At 70.9% G+C, this 20637-nt stretch carries 13 protein-coding genes and 1 pseudogene; 10 read left to right on the top strand and 4 right to left on the bottom strand.

Annotated features, from left to right (window positions below; genetic code table 11):
- The first annotated feature begins 117 nt into the window (after positions 1–117).
- The 6 genes from AB0G56_RS14320 (at position 118) to AB0G56_RS14345 (ending at position 6699) form a co-directional block, all read left to right on the top strand.
- A complete protein-coding gene (locus AB0G56_RS14320) occupies positions 118–1368 on the top strand; it encodes a prenyltransferase/squalene oxidase repeat-containing protein (protein ID WP_360968676.1) in 1251 nt (416 codons plus the stop codon).
- Between the two features lie 62 nt (positions 1369–1430).
- A complete protein-coding gene (locus AB0G56_RS14325) occupies positions 1431–2108 on the top strand; it encodes an SCO2322 family protein (RefSeq protein ID WP_360969097.1) in 678 nt (225 codons plus the stop codon).
- Complete coding sequence (locus AB0G56_RS14330) at positions 2101–3285, top strand: CbiQ family ECF transporter T component (RefSeq protein WP_360968678.1); 1185 nt, start codon at positions 2101–2103, stop codon at positions 3283–3285. The genes AB0G56_RS14325 and AB0G56_RS14330 overlap by 8 nt, the downstream gene beginning before the upstream one ends.
- Positions 3282–5078, top strand: coding sequence for an ATP-binding cassette domain-containing protein (locus tag AB0G56_RS14335; protein WP_360968681.1), 1797 nt, complete (start codon positions 3282–3284; stop codon positions 5076–5078). Before AB0G56_RS14330 ends, AB0G56_RS14335 begins: the two co-directional genes overlap by 4 nt.
- Positions 5075–5995 carry an ECF transporter S component gene (locus tag AB0G56_RS14340; RefSeq protein ID WP_360968684.1) on the top strand — a complete coding sequence of 307 codons (921 nt, stop codon included), beginning with the start codon at positions 5075–5077 and terminating at the stop codon, positions 5993–5995. Before AB0G56_RS14335 ends, AB0G56_RS14340 begins: the two co-directional genes overlap by 4 nt.
- A gap of 287 nt (positions 5996–6282) precedes the next feature.
- Positions 6283–6699: a transglycosylase SLT domain-containing protein gene (locus AB0G56_RS14345; RefSeq protein ID WP_360968687.1), complete on the top strand. Its 417-nt coding sequence runs from the start codon at positions 6283–6285 to the stop codon at positions 6697–6699.
- Positions 6700–6836: 137 nt separating this feature from the next.
- Here the strand turns inward: AB0G56_RS14345 and AB0G56_RS14350 are convergent, their stop codons facing one another.
- Positions 6837–8129: an alpha/beta hydrolase gene (locus tag AB0G56_RS14350; RefSeq protein WP_360968690.1), complete on the bottom strand. Its 1293-nt coding sequence runs from the start codon at positions 8127–8129 to the stop codon at positions 6837–6839.
- Between the two features lie 104 nt (positions 8130–8233).
- Between AB0G56_RS14350 and AB0G56_RS14355 the strand changes: the two genes are divergently transcribed.
- Together AB0G56_RS14355 and AB0G56_RS14360 are read left to right on the top strand one after the other, a co-directional pair.
- A complete protein-coding gene (locus AB0G56_RS14355) occupies positions 8234–8935 on the top strand; it encodes a YoaK family protein (protein ID WP_360969100.1) in 702 nt (233 codons plus the stop codon).
- A 94-nt stretch (positions 8936–9029) separates the two neighbouring features.
- Positions 9030–9376: pseudogene (locus AB0G56_RS14360) on the top strand (transposase); the annotation flags it as partial.
- A gap of 36 nt (positions 9377–9412) precedes the next feature.
- Here AB0G56_RS14360 and AB0G56_RS14365 read toward each other — a convergent pair.
- Together AB0G56_RS14365 and AB0G56_RS14370 are read right to left on the bottom strand one after the other, a co-directional pair.
- Positions 9413–9691 carry a hypothetical protein gene (locus AB0G56_RS14365; protein ID WP_360969151.1) on the bottom strand — a complete coding sequence of 93 codons (279 nt, stop codon included), beginning with the start codon at positions 9689–9691 and terminating at the stop codon, positions 9413–9415.
- Complete coding sequence (locus tag AB0G56_RS14370) at positions 9691–15783, bottom strand: RHS repeat-associated core domain-containing protein (RefSeq protein ID WP_360968693.1); 6093 nt, start codon at positions 15781–15783, stop codon at positions 9691–9693. Before AB0G56_RS14370 ends, AB0G56_RS14365 begins: the two co-directional genes overlap by 1 nt.
- An 800-nt stretch (positions 15784–16583) precedes the next feature.
- Between AB0G56_RS14370 and AB0G56_RS14375 the strand changes: the two genes are divergently transcribed.
- Positions 16584–17441 (top strand): hypothetical protein, encoded by an 858-nt coding sequence (locus tag AB0G56_RS14375; protein ID WP_360968696.1) that lies wholly within the window; start codon positions 16584–16586, stop codon positions 17439–17441.
- Positions 17411–19858, top strand: a complete 2448-nt coding sequence (locus AB0G56_RS14380; protein ID WP_360968699.1) for a hypothetical protein — start codon at positions 17411–17413, stop codon at positions 19856–19858. The genes AB0G56_RS14375 and AB0G56_RS14380 overlap by 31 nt, the downstream gene beginning before the upstream one ends.
- Before the next feature lie 82 nt (positions 19859–19940).
- On the opposite strand, the gene AB0G56_RS14385 is transcribed toward AB0G56_RS14380, so the two are convergent.
- A complete protein-coding gene (locus tag AB0G56_RS14385) occupies positions 19941–20510 on the bottom strand; it encodes an isochorismatase family protein (RefSeq protein ID WP_360968702.1) in 570 nt (189 codons plus the stop codon).
- Positions 20511–20637 lie beyond the last annotated feature (127 nt).

Raw genomic sequence — 20637 nt, forward strand, 5'->3', positions numbered from 1 at the left:
AGCGGCTCGCGTACGCCGGCAGCCCGCCGCCGTACGGCACCGTCGAGGGATACGGAGCCGAGCCGCCGGGGTGTCCCGTGCTGTCCGGCTCCCCACAGGGAGAGGCTTCCGCCGATCATGAACATACGCCGCAGCGCAGCGGCCCTGGCCGCCGTCGCCGCCGTCGCCGTGATCGGTGTCCCGGCGCAGGCCGCCGTCGCCGACTCCTCCCCGTCCCCCTCCGCCTCCCCCGCGCTCCCGCCGGGGCTGTACGGAAGCACCGACCCGAAGTACGACGGCGTCTGGCGGCAGTCCCTCGCGCTGCTCGCGCAGCACACCGTGGGGGTGCGGCCCGCCGCGCGGGCCGTGGACTGGCTGGCCGGGCAGCAGTGCGCGAGCGGCGCGTTCGCGCCCTTCCGCGCCGACCCGGCGCACGGGTGCGACGCCAGGACGGCCGTCGACTCCAACAGCACGGCCGCCGCCGTCCAGGCGCTCGCCGCGCTCGGCGGCCACGACGCGGTGACCGGCAAGGCCGTCTCCTGGCTGAAGTCCGTGCAGAACAAGGACGGCGGCTGGGGGTACGCGCCCGGCGGGCCCAGCGACGCCAACTCGACCTCGGTCGTCGTCGGCGCCCTCGCCGCCGTGGGCGAGAAGCCCGCGTCCGTCGTCAAGGACGGCAAGTCCCCCTACGACGCCCTGCTGAAGCTGGCCCTGCCGTGCACGGGTGACGGTGCGGGCGCGTTCGCCTACCAGCCCGACAAGCACGGCAAGCTCGCCGCCAACGCGGACGCGACCGCCGCCGGTGTGGTCGCCGCGCTCGGTCAGGGACTGGCCGCCACGCCGCAGAGGAAGACGGGTGACGCGGCCCGCTGCACCGGCTCCGGTACCGCCACCCCGGCGCGGGCCGCCGCGGGCGGCGCCGCCTACCTCGCACACGCCGTCGCCAAGGACGGCCACCTCACCTCGGCGCTCCCCGGCGCCACCGCCCAGCCCGACTACGGCAACACCGCCGACGCGGTCGTCGCGCTCGCCGCGCAGGGCGGTGCGGGACAGGCGCGGAGGCCGCTGGAGTGGCTGAAGAAGAACGCCGGGAGCTGGGCGGCGCAGAGCGGTCCGGCCGCCTACGCCCAGCTGGTCTTCGCCGCCCACGCCACCGGCACCGACCCGCGCGCCTTCGGCGGCCTCGACCTGGTCAAGGCGCTGAACGCGACCGGCCCGGCGCCGCAGCAGGCCGCGACGGGCAGCACGAGCGGCGACGCGACGCAGAAGAGCGACAGCTCGTCCCACACCACCTGGTGGATCGTCGGCGGGGTCTGCCTGGTCGTCGTCCTCGGCGCCGCCGCCTGGCTGGGCACACGCGGCAGCCGCGCCAAGAGGCAGCAGCCGTGACACACCGCCGCCTCCGCGCCCTGCCCACGCCGACCGCCGGCTCCCCGCTGTCCGCACTGTCCGTGGTGTCCGCGCTGCTGCTGGCCGCCGTGGTCCTGCTGTCGGCGGCCGTCGCCCCGGCCCAGGCGGCCGGGTACCGCTACTGGTCCTTCTGGGACCGCGACGGCGGCAGCTGGACGTACGCCACGCAAGGGCCGTCCACGGCCCGGCCCGCCGACGGTGACGTGCAGGGCTTCCGCTTCGCGGTGAGCCAGGACTCGAAGGACGCGGCCAAGCCTCGCGGGACGGCTGACTTCGCGGCCATCTGCTCGGGCACCCCGGCACGGGGCGGTGCCAAGCGCGTCGCACTGGTCCTCGACTTCGGCGTCCAGGCCGATGCCCCCTCCGGGGAGACCCCGCCCGCGCCCCGCACGGCCTGCGCCCTCGTGCCCTCCGACGCCACCACGGCGGACGCCCTCGCGGCCGTCGCCAAGCCCCTGCGGTACGACACCAACGCGTTGCTGTGCGCGATCTCCGGATACCCGCGCCAGGGCTGCGGCGAGCAGGTCGCGGCGGACGGCGGAGCGAAGGCCACGGGCAGCAAGCCGACCCCGGACACGGCCGGCACGGCCGGCACGGCCGGCACGGCCGCCAAGAACGGCGACGGCGGCCCGTCCGTCGGCTTCATCGCGGGCGGCGCCCTGATCGTCGTCCTCGCCGGGGCGGCCCTCTGGCAGGCCCGGCGGCGCAGGAATGCGTGACGGGACCGGGACCGGTGGCGCGGGCGCCCACCGGACCGGCCCACGCGCCCACCGGACCGGCCCCCGCACCCGCCTGGCCGGTCCGCGCATCCACCGCTCCGGACCCCGTGTCCACGCGGGGGCCTGGTGGCTGTGGGCGCTGGCCCTCGGCACCGGCGCCACCCGCACCACCAACCCGCTCCTGCTCGCCCTGCTCCTCGCGGTCTCCGGCTACGTCGTGGTGACGTGCCGTCCGAACACCCCCTCGGCCCGCTCCTACAGCGCCTTCCTGCGGCTGGCGCTCGCCGTCCTGGCCGTCCGGCTGTTCTTCGCCGTGGTCCTCGGTTCGCCCATCCCCGGCACGCACGTGCTCGTCACCCTCCCGGAAGTCCCGCTGCCGCACTGGGCGCAGGGCATCCGGCTGGGCGGCCGGGTCACGGCCGAGGGACTGCTGTTCGCCCTCTACGACGGCCTGAAGCTGGCCGCGCTGCTGATCTGCGTGGGCGCCGCCAACGCGCTGGCCGCACCGGCCCGGCTGCTCAAGTCCCTGCCCGGTGCGCTGTACGAGACGGGCGTGGCCGTCGTCGTCGCGCTCACGTTCGCCCCGCACCTGGTGGCCGACGGACGCAGGCTGCGGGCCGCCCGCAGGCTGCGCGGCCGGCCCGACCGGGGCGTGCGCGGCCTGCTGCACGTGGGACTGCCGGTCCTGGAGGGCGCGTTGGAGCGTTCGGTGGCGCTCGCCGCCGCGATGGACGCCCGCGGCTACGGCCGCACCGCCGAGGTCGCGCCCGCCGTGCGCCGCACCACCGCCGCCCTCACCCTGGGCGGCCTGCTCGGGGTCTGCGCGGGAACGTACGGGCTGCTCACCGCCGAGGGCGGCAGCTACGGGCTGCCGGTGCTGCTGGCCGGGCTCGCCGCCGCGCTCGCCGGGCTCTGGCTGGGTGGCCGGCGCTCGGTGCGCACCCGCTACCGCCCCGACACCTGGAACCCGCGCTCCTGCCTGGTGGCCGGCTCGGGCGTGGCCGTGGCGGCACTGCTGACGCTGGCCGCCGCCCGCGACCCGGAGGCCCTGCACCCGGGTGGGGTGCCGCTTCTCGCCCCCACCCTGCCGGTGTGGCCCGCGGCGGCCGTGCTGCTGGGCCTGGTCCCCGCGTTCGTGGCACCCGCGGACGCCGCCTCGCGCAAGGAGACGCCGTGATCCGTTTCGAGGACGTCTCCGTGACGTACGACGGGGCCGCCGAACCCACCGTCCGCGCCGTCGACTTCGAGGTGCCCGAGGGCGAACTCGTCCTCCTCGTCGGCCCGTCCGGGGTCGGCAAGTCCACCGTGCTGGGCGCGGTGAGCGGGCTCGTGCCGCACTTCACCGGCGGCACCCTGCGCGGCCGGGTCACCGTGGCCGGCCGCGACACCCGCACCCACAAACCGCGCGAGCTGGCCGACGTCGTCGGCACGGTCGGGCAGGACCCGCTGTCCCACTTCGTCACCGACACCGTCGAGGACGAACTCGCCTACGGCATGGAGTCGCTGGGGCTCGCCCCGGCCGTCATGCGGCGCCGGGTGGAGGAGACCCTGGACCTGCTGGGCCTGGCCGGGCTGCGCGGCCGCCCGATCGCCACGCTCTCGGGCGGCCAGCAGCAGCGGGTCGCGATCGGCTCGGTGCTCACCCCGCACCCGAAGGTCCTCGTCCTGGACGAGCCGACCTCGGCGCTCGACCCGGCCGCCGCCGAGGAGGTCCTCGCCGTCCTCCAGCGGCTCGTGCACGACCTGGGCACGACGGTCCTCATGGCCGAGCACCGCCTGGAACGGGTCGTGCAGTACGCCGACCAGGTCGTCCTCCTGCCCGAGCCGGGCGCCGCCCCGCTGCTGGGCGCCCCGGCGGACGTCATGGCCGTCTCGCCGGTGTGCCCGCCGGTGGTGGAGCTGGGCCGGCTGGCGGGCTGGGCGCCGCTGCCGCTGACGGTACGGGACGCCCGGCGCCGCGCGGCGGACCTGCGCGACCGCCTGAACGGCCGCGCCCCCGCGCCCGCCCCGCTCCCGCCCACGGCACCCGGGGCATCCGGCACGCCCGGGTCACCCGGCACGTCCCGGGCGCACGGCACACCTGAGGCGTCCGGCTCCGCAGCGCCCGTCCCGGCCCGCCGGACGGGGCTCCGTACGCTCCTGCGCGGCCGCGCGACGGCGAAAGCGACGGCGACGGCGACGACGACGACAGAACCGGCCGCCGGTGCCGCCGGTACCGTCGTCGCCGCCGACGTCCGCTCCCTCAGCGTCCGCCGTGACGGTGTGCAGGCGCTGCGCCACGTCGATCTGGCCGTCTCGCCCGGCGAGACCGTCGCGCTCATGGGCCGCAACGGCGCCGGCAAGTCCACCCTGCTCGGCTCGCTGGTCGGCCTGGTGGAGCCGCGCGGCGGACAGGTCCGCGTCGGCGGCACGGTCCCGCACCGCGCCTCGCCGCGTGAGCTGGTGCGCCGGGTCGGCCTGGTCCCGCAGGAGCCGCGCGACCTGCTGTACGCCGACACGGTCGCCGCCGAGTGCGAGGCGGCCGACCGGGACGCGCACGCGGCGCCCGGCACCTGCCGCGACCTGGTCCGCGAACTGCTGCCCGGCGTGGCCGATGCCACCCACCCGCGCGACCTGTCCGAGGGCCAGCGGCTCGCGCTCGCGCTCGCGGTGGTCCTGGCCGCGCGCCCGCCGCTGCTGCTCCTGGACGAGCCGACCCGCGGCCTCGACTACGGCGCCAAGAGCCGCCTGGTCGCCGTGCTGCGCGACCTGGCGGCCGAGGGGCACGCCATCGTGCTGGCCACGCACGACGTGGAACTGGCCGCGGAACTCGCCCACCGGGTCGTGCTGCTCGCCGAGGGCGAGGTGATCGCCGACGGCCCCATGGCCGAGGTGGTCGTCTCCTCCCCGTCCTACGCCCCTCAGGTCACCAAGATCCTCGCTCCGCAGCGCTGGCTCACGGTCTCGCAGGTCCGCGAGGCGCTGAAATGACCACACCGGCCCTGCGACCCGCCGCGCGGCCGGGCCGCCAGGCGCGCGCCGTCCGGCTCGGCCCCCGCTCGCTGGCCGCCCTCGCCCTGGTCAGCGCCGTCGGTGTGGCCGCTTTCACATGGCCCTTCCTGGCCCCGCCGACCGCCCAGCTCAGCGCGCACGCGCAGGACGCCCCCTGGCTCTTCGCGGGCCTGCTCGTCCTGCTCGTCGCCGTCGTCGCCGCGACCATCGCGGAGTCGGGTCTCGGCCCGAAGGCGGTCGCCATGCTCGGCGTGCTGGCGGCGACCGGGGCCGCGCTGCGCCCGATCGGGGCCGGGACGGCGGGCCTGGAGCCGATGTTCTTCCTGATGGTGCTGAGCGGGCGCGTGCTCGGACCGGGCTTCGGGTACGTGCTGGGCTCGGTGACGATGTTCGCGTCCGCGCTGCTCACCGGCGGGGTGGGTCCGTGGATGCCGTTCCAGATGGTGGCGATGGGCTGGTTCACCATGGGCGCCGGTCTGCTGCCGGGCCCGGACCGGCTGCGCGGCCGTACGGAGCTGCTGATGCTGGCGTTGTACGGGTTCGCCGCCGCGTTCGCCTACGGCACGGTCATGAACCTCGCGGGCTGGCCGTTCATGGGCACCCTCGCCTCCTCCATCGCCTTCGACCCGCACGCCGCCGTCCCCGCGAACCTGGCCCGTTTCGTCGCGTACTGCCTGGCCACCTCGCTCGGCTGGGACCTGGGCCGGGCCGTCGTCACGGTCGTCCTGACGCTCGTGGTGGGCCCTGCGGTGCTGCGGGCGCTGCGCCGGGCCACCCGCCGGGCCGCCTTCGAGACGCCGGTCACCTTCGACGCCCCGCGGGCCGCCTCCGGCGGTGAACCGCCGGTGAGTCCCGCCGACCCCTCGGTGACGGCCCCGGTGAGGCCCCCCACATGACGTGGCTCACCTACGATGCCGGACCGTAGCCCCGACCCTCTGTCATGCACGCGGCTTTACGCGCGTCCACCTGGGCTTTGAGACGCCGCTCACATGCGGACGGATCACCCAGGATGCGACGACCACTAGTAAAAGGGCTTCTTGCGGACGGATTTCGCGCCTGCTTCTCTGGACGACGTCGCCAGGAGCCGACGGTCCCCCGGGGTCGCGGCACCAGGCAGCTCCTCCCCCGCTCCCACGGGCTCCGGCTGCCGGCGGCCCCCTGTCCCCGACGCAAGAGGTTCTCCGTGTCCGTCTCCTTCATCAGCCGCATCGCCACTCCGAAGAAGGCCCTCTCCACCGCCGCCGTGGCCGCCGCCACCGTCGGCATGGCCCTCACCGCCGCCCCCGCGCACGCGGCCACCACCGCCTCGGGCGGCGACGCGAAGACGATCGCGCACCAGATGATCCCGGACGACGCCCAGTTCAACGCCTTCAGCCACATCGTCGAGCACGAGAGCGGCTGGAACCCGCACGCGACCAACGCCTCCTCCGGCGCCTACGGCCTGGTCCAGGCACTCCCGGCCTCGAAGATGTCCTCGGCCGGCGCGGACTGGAAGAACAACCCCAAGACCCAGATCAAGTGGGGTCTCAACTACATGAACTCCCGCTACGGCAGCCCGGCCGCCGCCTGGAACTTCTGGCAGGCCAACGGCTGGTACTGAGCCGACCGCGCGGTGTGAGCCCCCGGGTGCGACCCACCCGGCGCGGGCCACCCGCACGCGCAGTCGTGAAGGCGGCGGCCCCGATCCCCGGGCCGCCGCCTTCACCATGTCCGCACGCGTGGTGCCTGCCCCGCGGTCTACCTCGTGCGGCCGTCCTCCAGCGAGCCGAACCACCGCGCGATCTTCGGCAGCGAGGCGTATGCCGAACCGCCGTGGTCGACCTGCCCCTGGTCCATGACCGGGGCCGTCACCCCGTGCCCGGCCAGCGCGCGGGAGCAGCTGCGGGCGTTGCCGATGGGCACGTCCGTGTCCCCGCTCCCCGCGTACAGCCGCACCGGCACGGCCGGCTTCCAGTCACAGGTGCCGTCGTTGGCCTTCAGCGCCTGTGCGAGTCCGCCGCTCGGGTGGGTGAGCTGCGCGTAGAAGCGGTCCGTCAGCAGTTCCCGCACGTTCGGCGCGAGCTGCGGGATCACCTCCTCCTCGGTGTGCCGCCCGTCGAAGAGTGCTTCGACCCGGTCCGCGTAGGGCGCGCGGAAGGCCTCGGCGGGGTCCTTGTAGATGGGGTGCAGCCGGTTCTGCGCGACGAGGAAGTACGACATGTAGAACACACCGCTGATGTCGTTGACCCGGCCGTCGGTGAGCGCCGGCGTCTCCGTGCCCGCCAGGTCGTAGGGCCCGCTGACCGGCGCGAGCGCCCGCAGCCGGAAGTGCCGGTCGGCGCCCTCCTGGAGGGCCCGGCCGAGCGCCATCGCGACCTGCCCGCCCTGCGAGAACCCGGTCACGTACACGTCCCCGGTCACCGTCCGCCCCAGCCCGGCCGCCGCCGTGCGGGCCGCCCGCAGCATGTCCACCGAGGCGGTCACCGCCGAGCGCGTGTCCATGTACGGGTGGACGCCCGGCCCCTTGCCGAGCCCGAGGTAGTCGGGTGCGGCGACCGCGTGCCCGGCCGACGCGAAGAGGTACGACTGCGCCCGTCCGTCCTCCGCCACGGACGGTGCGTAGTCCCGGTCGACCATGGTGCCGTGCGTGTCCGAAACCAGGCTCAGCCGCCGCCCGCCGCCCTCGGGGAGCGTGAGCAGTCCGGTGGCGGTGGTGGGGCGGCCGTGGGGGTCGACGGTGCGGTACGTCAGCCGGTACGCCCGTACGCCGTACCGGACGGTGCCGGTGTCCATGGGCAGGGCGGCCAGGTACCGCACGACCCCGGCGCGGCTGTGCGCGGCGACCGGGACGACTGACAGCAGCGTGCCCCGGCCTCTGCTGTCGGCGTGGGCGGAGGTGACGGACGGGGCGGTACCGCCGGTGGCCGTGGCGGCGGTCGCCGCGGGGGCGACGGCGAGGGAGGCGAGCAGCAGCGCGGCCGAGGCGGCGAGCCCGCGCCGCACCCGCCAACCACCCTGCGATTCACACGTGTTGTTCATGTGCTTCGTCATGTCCCAGACGCTACGGACACGCGGGGCGCCCGGACATCCGAGACTCCCCCGCCTCCATGGTGGACTTGATGACACCCCTGCCCGTCCAGGTGACCGGAGGTTCGATGACAGCGGAGGGCGCACAGGACGCGCGGCCGGAAGACGCCGACCCCGAGGCGCGGGGGCTGCCCCTGGTGCCGGTGCTGCTGGGGCTGACCGTGGTCAGCGGGATCATCGACGCGGTGAGCTATCTGGGGCTCGGGCACGTCTTCACCGCCAACATGACCGGGAACGTGGTCGTCCTCGGCTTCGCCGCCGCGGGTGCCCCCGGCTTCTCGGTGCCGCACACCCTCACCTCGCTGGTGTGCTTCCTGGTGGGCGCGCTGACCGGCGGCCGGGTAGCGGTCCGCTACGGCGGCGGCTCGCGCCGCACCTGGGCACGGGTCACGCTGGCCGCGGAGGCGGTCCTGGTCGGGGTCTCGGCGGTGGTCGCCTTCGCCGCGCCGGGCGCCACCGGCACGACGTACGCGCTGATCGCGCTCACCGCCTTCGCGATGGGCCTGCGCAACGCCACCGTCCGCAAGCTGGGCGTGCCCGACCTGACGACGACGGTCCTCACGATGACCCTGACGGGCCTCGCCTCCGACTCCCGCGCGGGCGGCGGCTCCGGCCACCGCTCCCCACGCCGCACGGCGTCCGTGTTCGCCATGCTGGCGGGCGCGGTCCTCGGCGCCTGGCTGGTCGTCCACCGCGACCTGGGCACACCGCTGCTGATCGCGGGGGTGGCGGCGGGGGTGCTGGCGGTGGTTACTTCGGGGCGGGAGTGAGGCCTCGTCAAACGTCGGTACTGGGGTCGGCGCCCTCTGAGGCACCCCCTGGACCACCGGAACGGCCCCGGAACTCAGCGGCCTCAGAACGCGTTTGAGGCTGCCGCCACGCGAGCGCAATCGCCGCGATCCGTGCGGACAACGCCTCGCCAAGACCCCGCTGCCGCAGCGAGCCCCAACCCTGGCCAGCCGGTTCGACAAGCATCGCGACATGATCCTGCCCTTCACCCACGACCTGACGATCCCCTTCACGAACAACCCGGCCGACCTGGAGGTGAGGGGCTCGAAGGTCCGCCAGCGAGTCTCCGGCTGCTGGCGGACCCTGGAACATTCACCAACTTCGCCGTCATCTGGACCTACCTGTCCACCGCCGCCAAGCACGGCCTCGACCACCTCGACGCCCTCACCCGGCTCCTCACCACCGGCCCCTGGCTACCGCCGACTCCCCGTTCGCGCTTGAGCAGACGCATCCACGGATCACTCGTGGCGGGCGAAGTCCGGCACGCCCTCGACCGACGCCGGATCGTCGATCGACCGTGTCGGAGCACCTTCCGGTGCGCGAACCCGGGAGACAGAGATGCCGTGCAGGCAAGCGCCACACCACAAGAGCACGTACCCAACCCGGGTCTCGGGCGTGACGATATACCTGACCTCAAGCCGGTCCTGGCCGCAGTCCGGACACGAGACCAGGCCCACCTCACCCTGCCTGTCGGCCACCTGGCCCAGGGCCCGAAGCCATGCCGCGCGATCAGCCATCAGCCCACCTTCCCGTTGAAGAAGTTCCAGAACTGGTCCTCCGAGCCGTAGGCAGCCCGCTCCCAAGCGGCCTCCTGTTCAAGCGAGGACGCGTGGCCGTACAGCTGGCTCTGCATGACGTGCATTCGCTCGTGACCAATCGTTCGAACAAGATCCTCGGTGGAGGAGAAGGCGTCCGGATACAGCGTGATCGTCCCATCCGGCGATGTATGACCGTACAGGCCGCGCCCGATCAAGTCCTTGTCGCGATTGATCTTGACCTTGACGCCGTCGAGGCCCACTCCAGCGTCCCGGGCCACTTGATTGACCACGCGCTTCTGCATGGGAACCTGGAGATCAGAGAAGACTCCCGTGTTGGAAGTTCGCCGTGCCAGCCCTGCTGATTCTCTACTTACAGAAGGCACAGCTCCGCCAAACTTGGCCAGCCCGTAAAACCCGAAACTTCCCCCCAACATTCCCGATGTTATTGCGGTTTTAAAGAGTGCATTCCTTAGACTGCAAATCCATTCCGCCTCACCATCGCATGGAAAATCGGGAATTGTTACGGTGGCCACCGCTTCGGGAGGCGACGTGTCTATGATATTTCCTACGCCCTTCCCTATCGCGCCGGTGCAGGCGGTCTTCACCATGTACCCGAAGTCGGCGCAGTCGACTGTCGCCTCAGTTCCCTTGTCCGATCCCTTGTGATTGCCAGAATTTCCGTTACCGGTGCCGCTGTTTCCGCTGTTTCCGCTGTTTCCGTCCTTGCTGGGGTCGTAGGCCCAGGGGGCTGCCTGGGTGGTTCCGTCGTCCTTGATGATCCAGTCCGGCGTTCCGTTCTTGCCCCAGCCGTTGTCGAGGCCCTCGCCCGTGGGGTCGCTGTAAGTGGTGGGGTTGTGGGCGCTGTAGGCGTAGCCGCCGATGGTCTGGGGTTTGTCGAGTTCGAGGAGGGGGTCGACGCTGATGAAGCGGCCCGTGGTGGGGTCGTAGTCGCGGGCGCCGATGTGGGTGAGGCCGGTGGTGGGGTCGGTGTCGCCGTTGATGAAGCCCTTCTGGCCGGGCCAGAAGGTGGGGGCGGCGCCGCGGGGGGCTCCGTAGGGGAGGGTCTTGCGGCGGTTGGTGGCGAGGGTGCTGGCGGAGATGGAGAGGGTGTTGGTGCCGTGGGGGTCGGCGATGAGGAGCCGGACTCTTCCGTCGCTGCTGGTGCGGACGGCTGAGCCGCCGGGAACGGTGTAGTAGCGGGTGCCGGCCAGGGCGTCGGTGGATTTGGTGAGGACGAGTTCCTGTCCGCCGGGCAGGTAGAGGGTGGTGGCGGTGGGTTCCCGCTTGAGCAGGCGGGTGCCGTCGGCGTCGTAGAGGAATCCCGTGGTGGCGCCGGAGACGGTAGAGGTGGCGAGTCTGCCTTCCTCGTTCCAGGTGAGGTCCTGGGCGGGGCCGCCGGCGGGCGTCTTCTTGGTCAGGTTGCCGGTCGTGTCGTACTGGTAGGCATCCGCCCCGGTTGCTCCTCCGGTGGCGGTGACGGTGCGGACGGCGTGCGGCTGGGCGGCGCCGACGGTGGTGGGGTAGCTGTACGCCCGCGTGGTGTCGGCGGTGACGGGGCCGGCCTTGTGCTGGGTCTCGGTGGCCCGGTCCCCGCTGTCGGTGAAGGTCCAGCTGGTCCAGTAGGGATCGGTGGTCCCCAGCTTCGGGGTGCCGGTGCCGTTGACGGGCTTGGTGGCGCAGCCGTCGCCCGTGGTCCAGGCCTCGCTGAGGCGGCGCGCCCAGTCGTAGGCGAAGCACTGGTCGTCGACGACCGTGCCGTCGCTCTGGTCGTCGCGGACCCGGGTGAGGTTTCCGACGGTGTCGTAGGAGTACTTGATGTTCGACAGAGTCTTCGGGCCGGCGGCCTGGCGGTCGGTGATCGAGGTGGTCAGGCGCTGGGTGACGAGGTCGTAGCCGAGGGTCTGGGTGACGAGGGTGCCGAGGTTGCCGAGCTGGGCCTGGGCGAGCTGGCCGAACGGGGTGTACGTAGCGCCGCGCAGGTATGCCTGGTTCAGGGTGCTGTCGACGATGGAGAGCTGGTCCTGCACGTAGTGGTCGGTGACCGTTTCCGCGGGCAGGGCGGTGGTGGCGTTGGTGTTGGTGGTGCTGTAGGCGGTGGTCGCGGGCAGGCCGTTGACGGGGGTGGCGGTGGTGGCGACGGTGTAGGTGCCGGCGAGCTTCTCCTCCCCGGCCACGGAGGGCACCGTCACCTTGGTGCCGGTCGGCTTGCCTGCGGCGTCGTAGCCCGTGACTTCCGTCTTGTAGGCGGCGGCAGGGGTGACGGACGTGTCGTAGCGGACGGAGGTGGCCGGTAGTCCCTTGCCGCCGGTGACGTTGTCGTAGGTCCACTCGGCGAGCTTGGTGCCGGTGGTGGAGCCGAGGCGCAGGCTCGTCTTGCGGCCGAGTTCGTCGTACGTGGTGGCCAGGGTGGTGTGGCGGGCGTCGGTGACGGTCGCGACGCGGCCGTCGTCGCCGTAGACGGTGGTGCCGGCTCCCTTGTCGGGGTCGCTGGAGGCGATCTGGCGTCCGCGCAGGTCGTAGGTGTAGGTCCAGCTGTTGCGGCCGGAGGCGTCGGTGACCTTGGTGAGGTTGCCGACCGCGTCGTAGGTGTAGTGGGTTGCTTCGTAGTGGTCGGCGGACGCGCCGATGGCCGGGGTGCGGTCCTTGTACTCGCGTCGCTCGATCGTCCGGCCGCGGATGTCGTTGACGGCGAGTTCAGCCGTGCCGCCCGCCGGAGGCAGTGTGGCCGTCCAGGTGTCGCCGTAGGTGGTGGTGGTGCGCCACTTCTCCACATTCAGGGAGAGGGTCACCGCGGCCGTGGGGCGGCCCCGGCCGTCGTACTCGGTGACCGCCGAGGCGGGTATCTGGTTGGGCGTGACGCTGAGCAGCTTCGTGGAGACCGGCTGGTCGTTGTAGAACGGCGCGTCGGTCTGGAAGGCGCGGCCGTGGGTGTCGTAGAAGGTGTCGGTGACGGTACGGCCGGTCACGCCCACTGCGTCGGTCTGGGTCTGGCGTTCTCGCAGCAGGGAGTCGTAGAGGGTGACGGAGGTGCCCCAGGTGCCGTCTTCCCGGCGCTGCTTGCTCGTCACGGCCGACGGCGCGGTCGCGGAGATGGCGTAGGTGAAGGTGGCGTTGGGGTCGTCGGTGGTGGCCCGGCCCGCGCTCCATGCGCTGGTCAGGCGGCCCAGGCTGTCGTACTGGCTGGTCGCCGTGCGCCCGTTCGCGTCCGTGGTGGTGAGAGTCAGACCGCGCAGTCCGTCGAAGCTGGTGGTGGATGCCTGCTTCTTGACGTTGGTGACGGTGACGGTGGTGGGCTGCGCGCCGGTGGCCGGCGTGTAGGCGGTGGTGACCGGCTGGTCGTCCTGGCCCTTGCTCGTGGTCACACGGCCGTACTGGTCGTAGGAGGCCTGGCTGGTCGTCTCCCAGAGCAGCGAGCCGTCGGTGTTGAGCTTCGACGCCTGTTCGGTCTTGGTGACGTTCACCAGACCGGCCTTGGGCGCGGTTCCGGGTGCCTGGCCGTCGTAGGAGGTGCGGGAGGAGCCGGTGATCGCGGTGTTGAGAATCCCGCCGTCGCAGCGCGAGTAGGTGACCGTCACTGTTTCGCTGGGATAGGCGATCAGCCAGTTGGTCTCGTCGGGGGTGACGTAGGTGGTGCGGGTGCACACCGGTTGGACGCCGTGGCCGCTGTCGCCGCTGTCGCCCTGGGAGGTGACCAGGCCGTAGACCGGGTCGTAGGTGCGGGTGGTGGTCAGGGTGCGCCACGTCGTGCCGTCGTCGAGGAGCGTGGAGGCCTTCTCGGTGGCCGTGCCGGAGAGGTGGGCGACGGCGTCGGGCAGGGCAGGCCCGGCTGTTCCCGGTTTGTCGGGGTCGGTGATCCCGGTGATGCGCTGGGTGGCGGTGGCGTCGGATTCCCAGGGGACGTAGGTGGTCTTGGCTACGACCTTGCCGTCGGTGCCGTCCTTGTCGTAGGTACGGGTCTCGGCTGTCCGGCCGGCGAAGTCGTTGCGGTCGGTGATCCCGTTGACCTTGGGCACGTTTCTGGCGCTGCCGTCGGCGAGGGTGTCGCCCGCCATGCCGAGGAAGTAGCTGGTCTCGGTCTTGGTGCGGTTGGTCGTGCCCGTGAGCGTGCGGACGGTGCCGTATCCGCGGAAGTCGCTCCAGCTGCGGTGCTTGTCGAGCGTGAACTCGCCTTCGTCACGCCGCCAGTTGGGACCGTCGGCGTACTCGTAGGTCGTTGTCTTCGAGGGCGACCCGGAGCCTGCGGTGGTGTCGTCCTCGATCACCTGGGTGACCACGTACTTGTGGAACCAGTCCTTGACCGGGTCGACGGCGCCGTCCGGTGTCCACCAGGACGGGTAGCAGCGCTTGGTGTTCTTGTCCGGGGCGGGCAGGTTGCTCGTGGTGCACTCGGTGGGGCTGTAGGTGACCAGCGTGTCGGCGCCGGTCTCATTGGTGATGCGGTTGATGCGGTACTTGTTCAGCGGCGGCCGGCCCTCGGTGGAGTCGACCCGGTTGGCCATCAGGGTGTGGCCGAAGGTGATGGCCGGTGTGGACAGGTCTGCCAGGTCGCCGGCTTTGGCGGTGTGCTGGACCGAGTCCAGCCACAGAGTGGAAGTGGAGACGTCACCGGTGCCGGGGTAGGACTGGGAGAGGGTCCAGGTGTCGACGGGCTGCATCGTGCTGCCCTGCAGGGCGAAGGTGTTGACCGCTTTCAGGCGCTTGCGCGACCAGAACGTAGGAGCGGCCTCCAGGCACTGCTTGCCGGCCTTGCAGTCCAGATCGACCGGTACGTCCGGCCAGTTGGCGGCGTGGTCCTTGTCGAAGGTGCAGTCGGACAGGCACCGGTCCGCCACATCGAACTTCACCTGGCCGGCCGGGTTGGCGGTGGTGAGGGCCTCGCCCGCGCGCAGGCCGTAGTCGATGCGGGTCAGGTAGCCGCCGCGGGTGTAGGCGACCGGATCGTCGATCTTGTTGTTCTGCGCGTAGTAGCCGGCCTCCTTGGCGTAGTACAGGGCCATGGCGTCGTTGTGCGGGTCCACGACGTAGTCGAGGTTCCAGCGCCATCCCTGGACCTGCACGGAGGACGCGAAGTCCGAACCGTGGCCGGGTTCACCGCTGTGGTTGCCGTAGACCGGGACGGTGAAGACGGAGTTCGTCTCGCTCTTGCCGCTGCTCCAGCCGGGCAGGCGGTTCTTCCCGAACCAGTACTGGGTGCCGTCGACCGTGGTGAGCTTCCAGTACTCGAAGTCCCGGTCGCCGTTCACATCGTTCGGGGCGGTGCCCTTGATCAGCTCGACGCGGGAGCCGTCGTCGTCAGCCGGCTTCCACACGTTCTTGCCTGCGTCCCACACCAGAGGCGTCGACCTGCCGTTCAGGGACATGGTCGCGTTCTGGGACTTCCAGCACAGATCACCGACCTTCTCGGTGTTGTTGCCGCCCTTCTTGTCGTTCTCGCACGGGGCGTAGGTCCGCTCGATGTATCCGGGCGAGTACTCCCATCCCTCGCCGATCCACGAGGTCTGGTTGTTGGTGGAGGAGGTCCGGCCGTCCACTGCCGAGGAGTTGTAGGAAAGCCCGACCTTCGGCTGCAGACCACCCGGCACAGACGGCACGGTGAAGGGGATGTTCCAGCCGAACCCGCCGGAGTTCCCGCCTGCCGACCACGATCCGGACGCGGTCAGCGAGGTCGCCTTGAACGACCCTTCCTCACCGGTCGCACCGGCCTCGGCGGCGAGCACCACCGTGCTCTGCGCGGAGGCCTTGCCGGATGCGAGGGAGGACGAGCCGGATGCCTTCTGGGCGGGGGGAAGGGCGACGGTCGCGGTCAGGGTGTGAGACTTCGCGTCGTTGTCCGTCGCCAGCGGCACGCCCTGGCGGCATTTCGCCGCCTTGGGCGTCGTCAGCGCACAGGCGGGGAGCTGTACCAGACGCAGACGTGAGGCCCAGTCCGCGCCGTATGCAGCGGTGATGCCCGTGTAGTCCACCTGGACGTCGGCCGCCCTCGTCGCGGCGGAGGCATCTGTGGGCCGGAGCGACAGCAACAGGCCCTCGACACCGACTCCTTGGGTGGTCTTACGGTCGGCGACCGTCACATGCAGACGATTCGGTGCTGTGCTGCCAGCGGTCCGGGTCGCTTTGCTGCTGCCCGAGACGGGGTGGGAGGGCCGGCCGACACGCACCGGAAGCGAGCCTGCTTGTACACGGCGGACACCGCTTTTCGCCTTCCCCCCCGCGGGGCCGGTGGGCAGTGACACGTCCGCTTCCCCCGCGGCAGGCCAGACGGCTTTCCCCGGTGGGCGCCAGACGTTCAGATCGGACTGCGAGCGCACCACCGTGCGGTGGGTGACCAGGTCCTTGCCCGGCACCGACACGGGCTTCGGCACGGCACGCGGCGAGAAGGGGGCAGCGGGCGCCGCCCAGCTCGGGGCTTCGAGCAACGTCACGCACAGGACCACGGCGAGCAGACCGGCCAAGGCGGTCGCAAGGCGGTGCGTCCGCAACAACCGATGAGCCGAAAACGGCATGCCAAAGCTGCGGCGGAACGCCACGGAAATCCCCACCCTCAGACCTGCTCGCTACAAAGATCAGTCACAGGAAAACCGATTAGGTGCCCCCTCCACAAGAGGAAAGGGAACGACTTTGAGACAGTCACCAGGAGACCCGTTGACCAAAGCAATCTTCATACCAACAACACATGTCAATGCCCCCTGACCAGGAGCAATGAAGGGCAAACGAGACACATCTTCACAAAAGGTAGGCATGTGGAGGAGATGTGAATACTTGTTCTGCTCGCCTGCGCTTAAACAGTGGGAGAGGTTTTAAGAACGAATGCATCTCAAATCGACTGCGGTTTTCGCGTACTCTCCGGGGCGTGCTTCCCGAAAGGAATCTGATGAAATATCCTCAGCCCATAGGGTGCGGGAGGAGGCGTCTGACAACGGCTCTCCTGGCCCTGTCGTTCTCGGCGGTGGCGGGCGTCGGCGTTCAGGCCTTCCCGGCCGCAGCCGCGGCCCCCGCGGTCGCGGAAGACGGTTCTCCGTCTGCGCCGGCGACCGCCTCCGAGAACAAGGCGGCCGGCCTCGCCGCGAAGACCGGGCAGCCGGTCGAGATCCTGGACCGGCGTGAGGAAGACGCCGAGACGTTCGCCAACCCCGACGGCACCACCACGCGCCGCCAGTACTCCACTCCCGTGTGGACCCGCTATGAAGGCGTGTGGAAAAAGGCCGACGCCACCATGGTCCGGCGGCCCGACGGCACGGTCGGCCCCGCCTCACCGACCTTCGGGATCACCTTCTCCGGAGGCGGCACCACCCCGCTCGCCTCCATGTCCAAAGACGACAAGCGACTATCCCTGTCCTGGCCCACAGCCCTGCCGCAACCCGTTCTGGAGGGCAACACCGCCCTGTACAAGTCGGTTCTGCCGGATGTCGACCTCAAGGTCATCGCAGACGTCGACGGGTTCGCCGAAGACCTGATCATCAACACCCCGCAAGCCGCTGCCGATCCCGCCGTGCAGAGCATCAAGCTCGGCATCAGCAGCGTGGGTGTCACCCTCGCCGACGACGGAACCGGCAGTCTGACCGCCACCGACGCGGACGGAAACGTCGTCTTCAGCGCCCTGCGCCCCAGAATGTGGGAGCAGCCGGCCACCACCTCGACGGCCGCGAAGAAAACGCTCGCCGCGTCGAGCGCCGCCGGGGACTACCCAGTTCCGCCCCCGTGGGCGTCGAGGTCTCCGGCAACACGCTGACCCTGACACCGGATCCCGCCCTGCTCGCCACCGCCGATCAGTTCCCGCTCGTGGTGGACCCACCGTTCTCCGGCGGCAAGCGCAAGAAATGGGCTGTGGTGTACTCCGCCACCCCCGGCGCCGACTACCCCAACGGCTCGGGGTGGAACTCCGACAACCCCAGTGACGAGCCACGGGTCGGGTTCAACGGCACAGGCCGGACGCGCTCGTTCTTCGCGATGGACACCAAGGGTCTGGCGGGCGCCGATATCCTCAAGACCACCTTCGCCGTCGTCGAAACCCACTCCTGGGGCTGTGACGCCTCGCTCGCCGGGCCGACCGAACTGTGGTCCACCGGCAGCATCGACACCACCCCCACCTGGGACAGCCAGCCGAGCTGGGCGGACAGACTCGACTCCGCCTCCTACGCCCACGGCAACCCCACCTACTGCCCCGGAACGCTCGGTCACGACTACCACTCGACAGCACTGACCGACTACGTCCAGAAGGCGGCCGACAACGGCTGGAGCGCACTCACCTTCGGCCTCCGTGCCGAAAGCAGCCACGAAGGTGATCACGACAGCTACAAGCGCTTCACCAACAACCCGGCCCTGGAGATCACCTACAACTTCAAGCCCACCGTCGACGACCACGACGCCTACGAGGGCACATGGAGCCCCGGCGGAGACGGCAACAAGCCGGTCCCCTGCAACGGGCTGATCGGCAACAGCGGCATCGCCCTCACCGCGAAGCTCACCGACAGGGACGGCGGGAAGGTCACCGGCGAGTTCTCCGTGGCCAATTCAGCGGGCACGACAGTAGCTACGGCCACTGACAAGGTCTCTACCGGCCAGACCGCCTCGGTCACCGTGCCAGCCTCCAAACTGACCAACGGCTCCTACACCTGGAAAGTCCGCGCCAAGGACGACGAGAACACCACCGGCAGCTACACCGCATCCTGCGGTTTCACCGTCGACCGCATCGGGCCGTCCGACGCCGTCAAGATCACCAACACCGACGGCACCCCGGCAGACGAGACCACCGACACCTACACCGCACGCAAGCCCCTCCAGTTGCAGCTCAACAACACCGCCAACGACCTTGCGGGCTTCTGCTGGAACACGGACCAGTACATCTCCGTCTCCAGCACCCGCTGCTCCAACGGCAACTGGGTCGACGTGGGCGCCGACCACCACAGTGCGCGCATCACCATCACCCCCAGCGGTACACCGAACAGCACCCTGCACGTCCTCGCCTACGACAAGGCCGGCAACCACTCCCCCTACGACCGGGCCAGCGACGCCGTCATCCTCAGCACCACCCCCTCCGACTTCGTCTACGCCCCCGGCCAGAAGCCCGGCACCGACGGCCTGGCACACACAGACCTCCCCGGTGACCTCACCGGTGACGGCCACACCGACATGATCGCCATCGACAACACCGGAAAACTCCGCCTCTACGCGGGCGACGGCACCGGCAAAGTCTCCCCCGCGGACATCGTCGGAACCGGCGGCTGGAGCAACGCCCTCATCGCCCACCGCGGCGACCTCCGCGGCTTCACCGGCCCAGGCACCGCACCGGACGGGTACGAGGACTTCGTGGTCCGCCTGAGCGACAACAAGCTCTACGTCTACGGCGGTGACGGACTCGGCCGACCCGCCTACGACACCAGAACCGAACTCGTCCACCCCAATATCGACAGCGCCCCCGACTGGCGTCGCATCCGGCAGATCGTCACGCCCGGTGACATCGACCAGAACAACACATCAGGCCACGAAAACGGCAACGACCTCATCACCGTCGAGTGCACCACAGACGCCTGCACCGACGCCCAGCTCTACCTGTACACCGGCAACACCATCGGCGGCGGTGGACAGGACCAGACCGAACCGTTCGACCTCAACAACCGCACCGTCATCGGCACACGCGGCTGGAAGGACTACACCAACCTCGCCCTCGGAGACCAGAACGGTGACGGCGTCCAGGACCTGATCGCCCGCAATCCCGACACCGGCGAACTCTTCCTCTACCCCGGCGAACTCTTCCTCTACCCTGGCCGCATCACCGACGGGACCTACTCCCTGGGCACACGCGTCCTGTACGGAACAAGCGGCTGGGACCGACGCCCGCACCTCGCCTCGCCGGGCAACGTCCAAGGAACCGTGACCACCGGCACCTACAGCGACCCCGACGCAGGCGCCGACATCACCTACCACCAGTACCAGCCCACCACCGGAGAAACCTACGGCGACGTCTGGGCGACCACACCCGCCGACCCGAACTACACCGTCAGCTACACCGACAGCAACGGCACCGAGCAGACCACCACATGCCCCACCGGCTGCCTGCTCTTCTACCCTGGCACAGCCACCACTCTGCGGAAACCGAAACTCGTGGGCACCAGCAGCTGGGACACCACCATCACCGGCGTCTTCTGACCCGGCGGCCCTCCGGTCGCAGTGATGGCGGCCGGAGGGGGCGGCAACGGTGCCGTGGGGCGGGGAGTGATCACGCGGGCGGTCACTCCCGGCCCGCGTCGCCTCCGAAGTCCACGTCCGCGGTGTCCACAGTTCCGCCCGTGCGGCCCGGGGCCGCCTGGCGGCTCCAGTACAGGTTGGTGTGGGCGATCACCTGTTCCACCGGCGGAGCGCCCCGGTCTGTCTTGTCCCAGGCGGTGTGCGCGTCACCGACAAGGATCGTGTCGTACCCGCGCACGAACGCGCCGTGCAGCGTGGAGCGGATGCAGGCATCGGTCTCCGCGCCCGCCACGATGAGCCGGCCGACGCCGAGGTCCGACAGCACGGCTTCCAGGGTGGTGTCCTCGAAGGAGTCGCCGTAGTTCTTGTGGATGAGGGGTTCGCCCTCGGCCGGCTTCAGCTCGGGGACGATCTGCCAGTCGTCACTGCCCTTCACCAGCCCGTCGTCGGAGTGCTGCACCCACACGACGGGTACGTCGGCCCTCCGGGCTCGCTCGACCAGGGTGGCGATGTTGGCGACGACCGCGTCACGGGCGTGCGCGCCGCCGACGACGTCGACCTGGACGTCGACGACTAGCAGCGCGGTACCGGGGCGGTTCGGGAGCGTCGTCATCGCTGCCCCGCTTCCGAGGGCCGGCCCACGAAGGGCTTACACCAGTTGCTCTCCAAAGCGGTCCTCCATCACGCGTCGGATCGGCGCCGCCGAGTCCTTGAAAGGGCGCGGCGGTCTGGAGGTGAGC

Source organism: Streptomyces sp. NPDC021356, from assembly GCF_040641015.1.
GTDB lineage: Bacteria > Actinomycetota > Actinomycetes > Streptomycetales > Streptomycetaceae > Streptomyces.

Excerpts from the sequence above, each read along its gene's own strand:
- AB0G56_RS14320 (WP_360968676.1), top strand. The coding sequence starts at position 118 with ATGAACATACGCCGCAGCGCAGCGGCCCTGGCCGCCGTCGCCGCCGTC.
- AB0G56_RS14330 (WP_360968678.1), top strand. The coding sequence starts at position 2,101 with ATGCGTGACGGGACCGGGACCGGTGGCGCGGGCGCCCACCGGACCGGC.
- AB0G56_RS14340 (WP_360968684.1), top strand. The coding sequence starts at position 5,075 with ATGACCACACCGGCCCTGCGACCCGCCGCGCGGCCGGGCCGCCAGGCG.
- AB0G56_RS14350 (WP_360968690.1), bottom strand. The coding sequence starts at position 8,129 with ATGACGAAGCACATGAACAACACGTGTGAATCGCAGGGTGGTTGGCGG.
- AB0G56_RS14355 (WP_360969100.1), top strand. The coding sequence starts at position 8,234 with ATGACAGCGGAGGGCGCACAGGACGCGCGGCCGGAAGACGCCGACCCC.
- AB0G56_RS14365 (WP_360969151.1), bottom strand. The coding sequence starts at position 9,691 with ATGGCTGATCGCGCGGCATGGCTTCGGGCCCTGGGCCAGGTGGCCGAC.
- AB0G56_RS14375 (WP_360968696.1), top strand. The coding sequence starts at position 16,584 with ATGAAATATCCTCAGCCCATAGGGTGCGGGAGGAGGCGTCTGACAACG.
- AB0G56_RS14385 (WP_360968702.1), bottom strand. The coding sequence starts at position 20,510 with ATGACGACGCTCCCGAACCGCCCCGGTACCGCGCTGCTAGTCGTCGAC.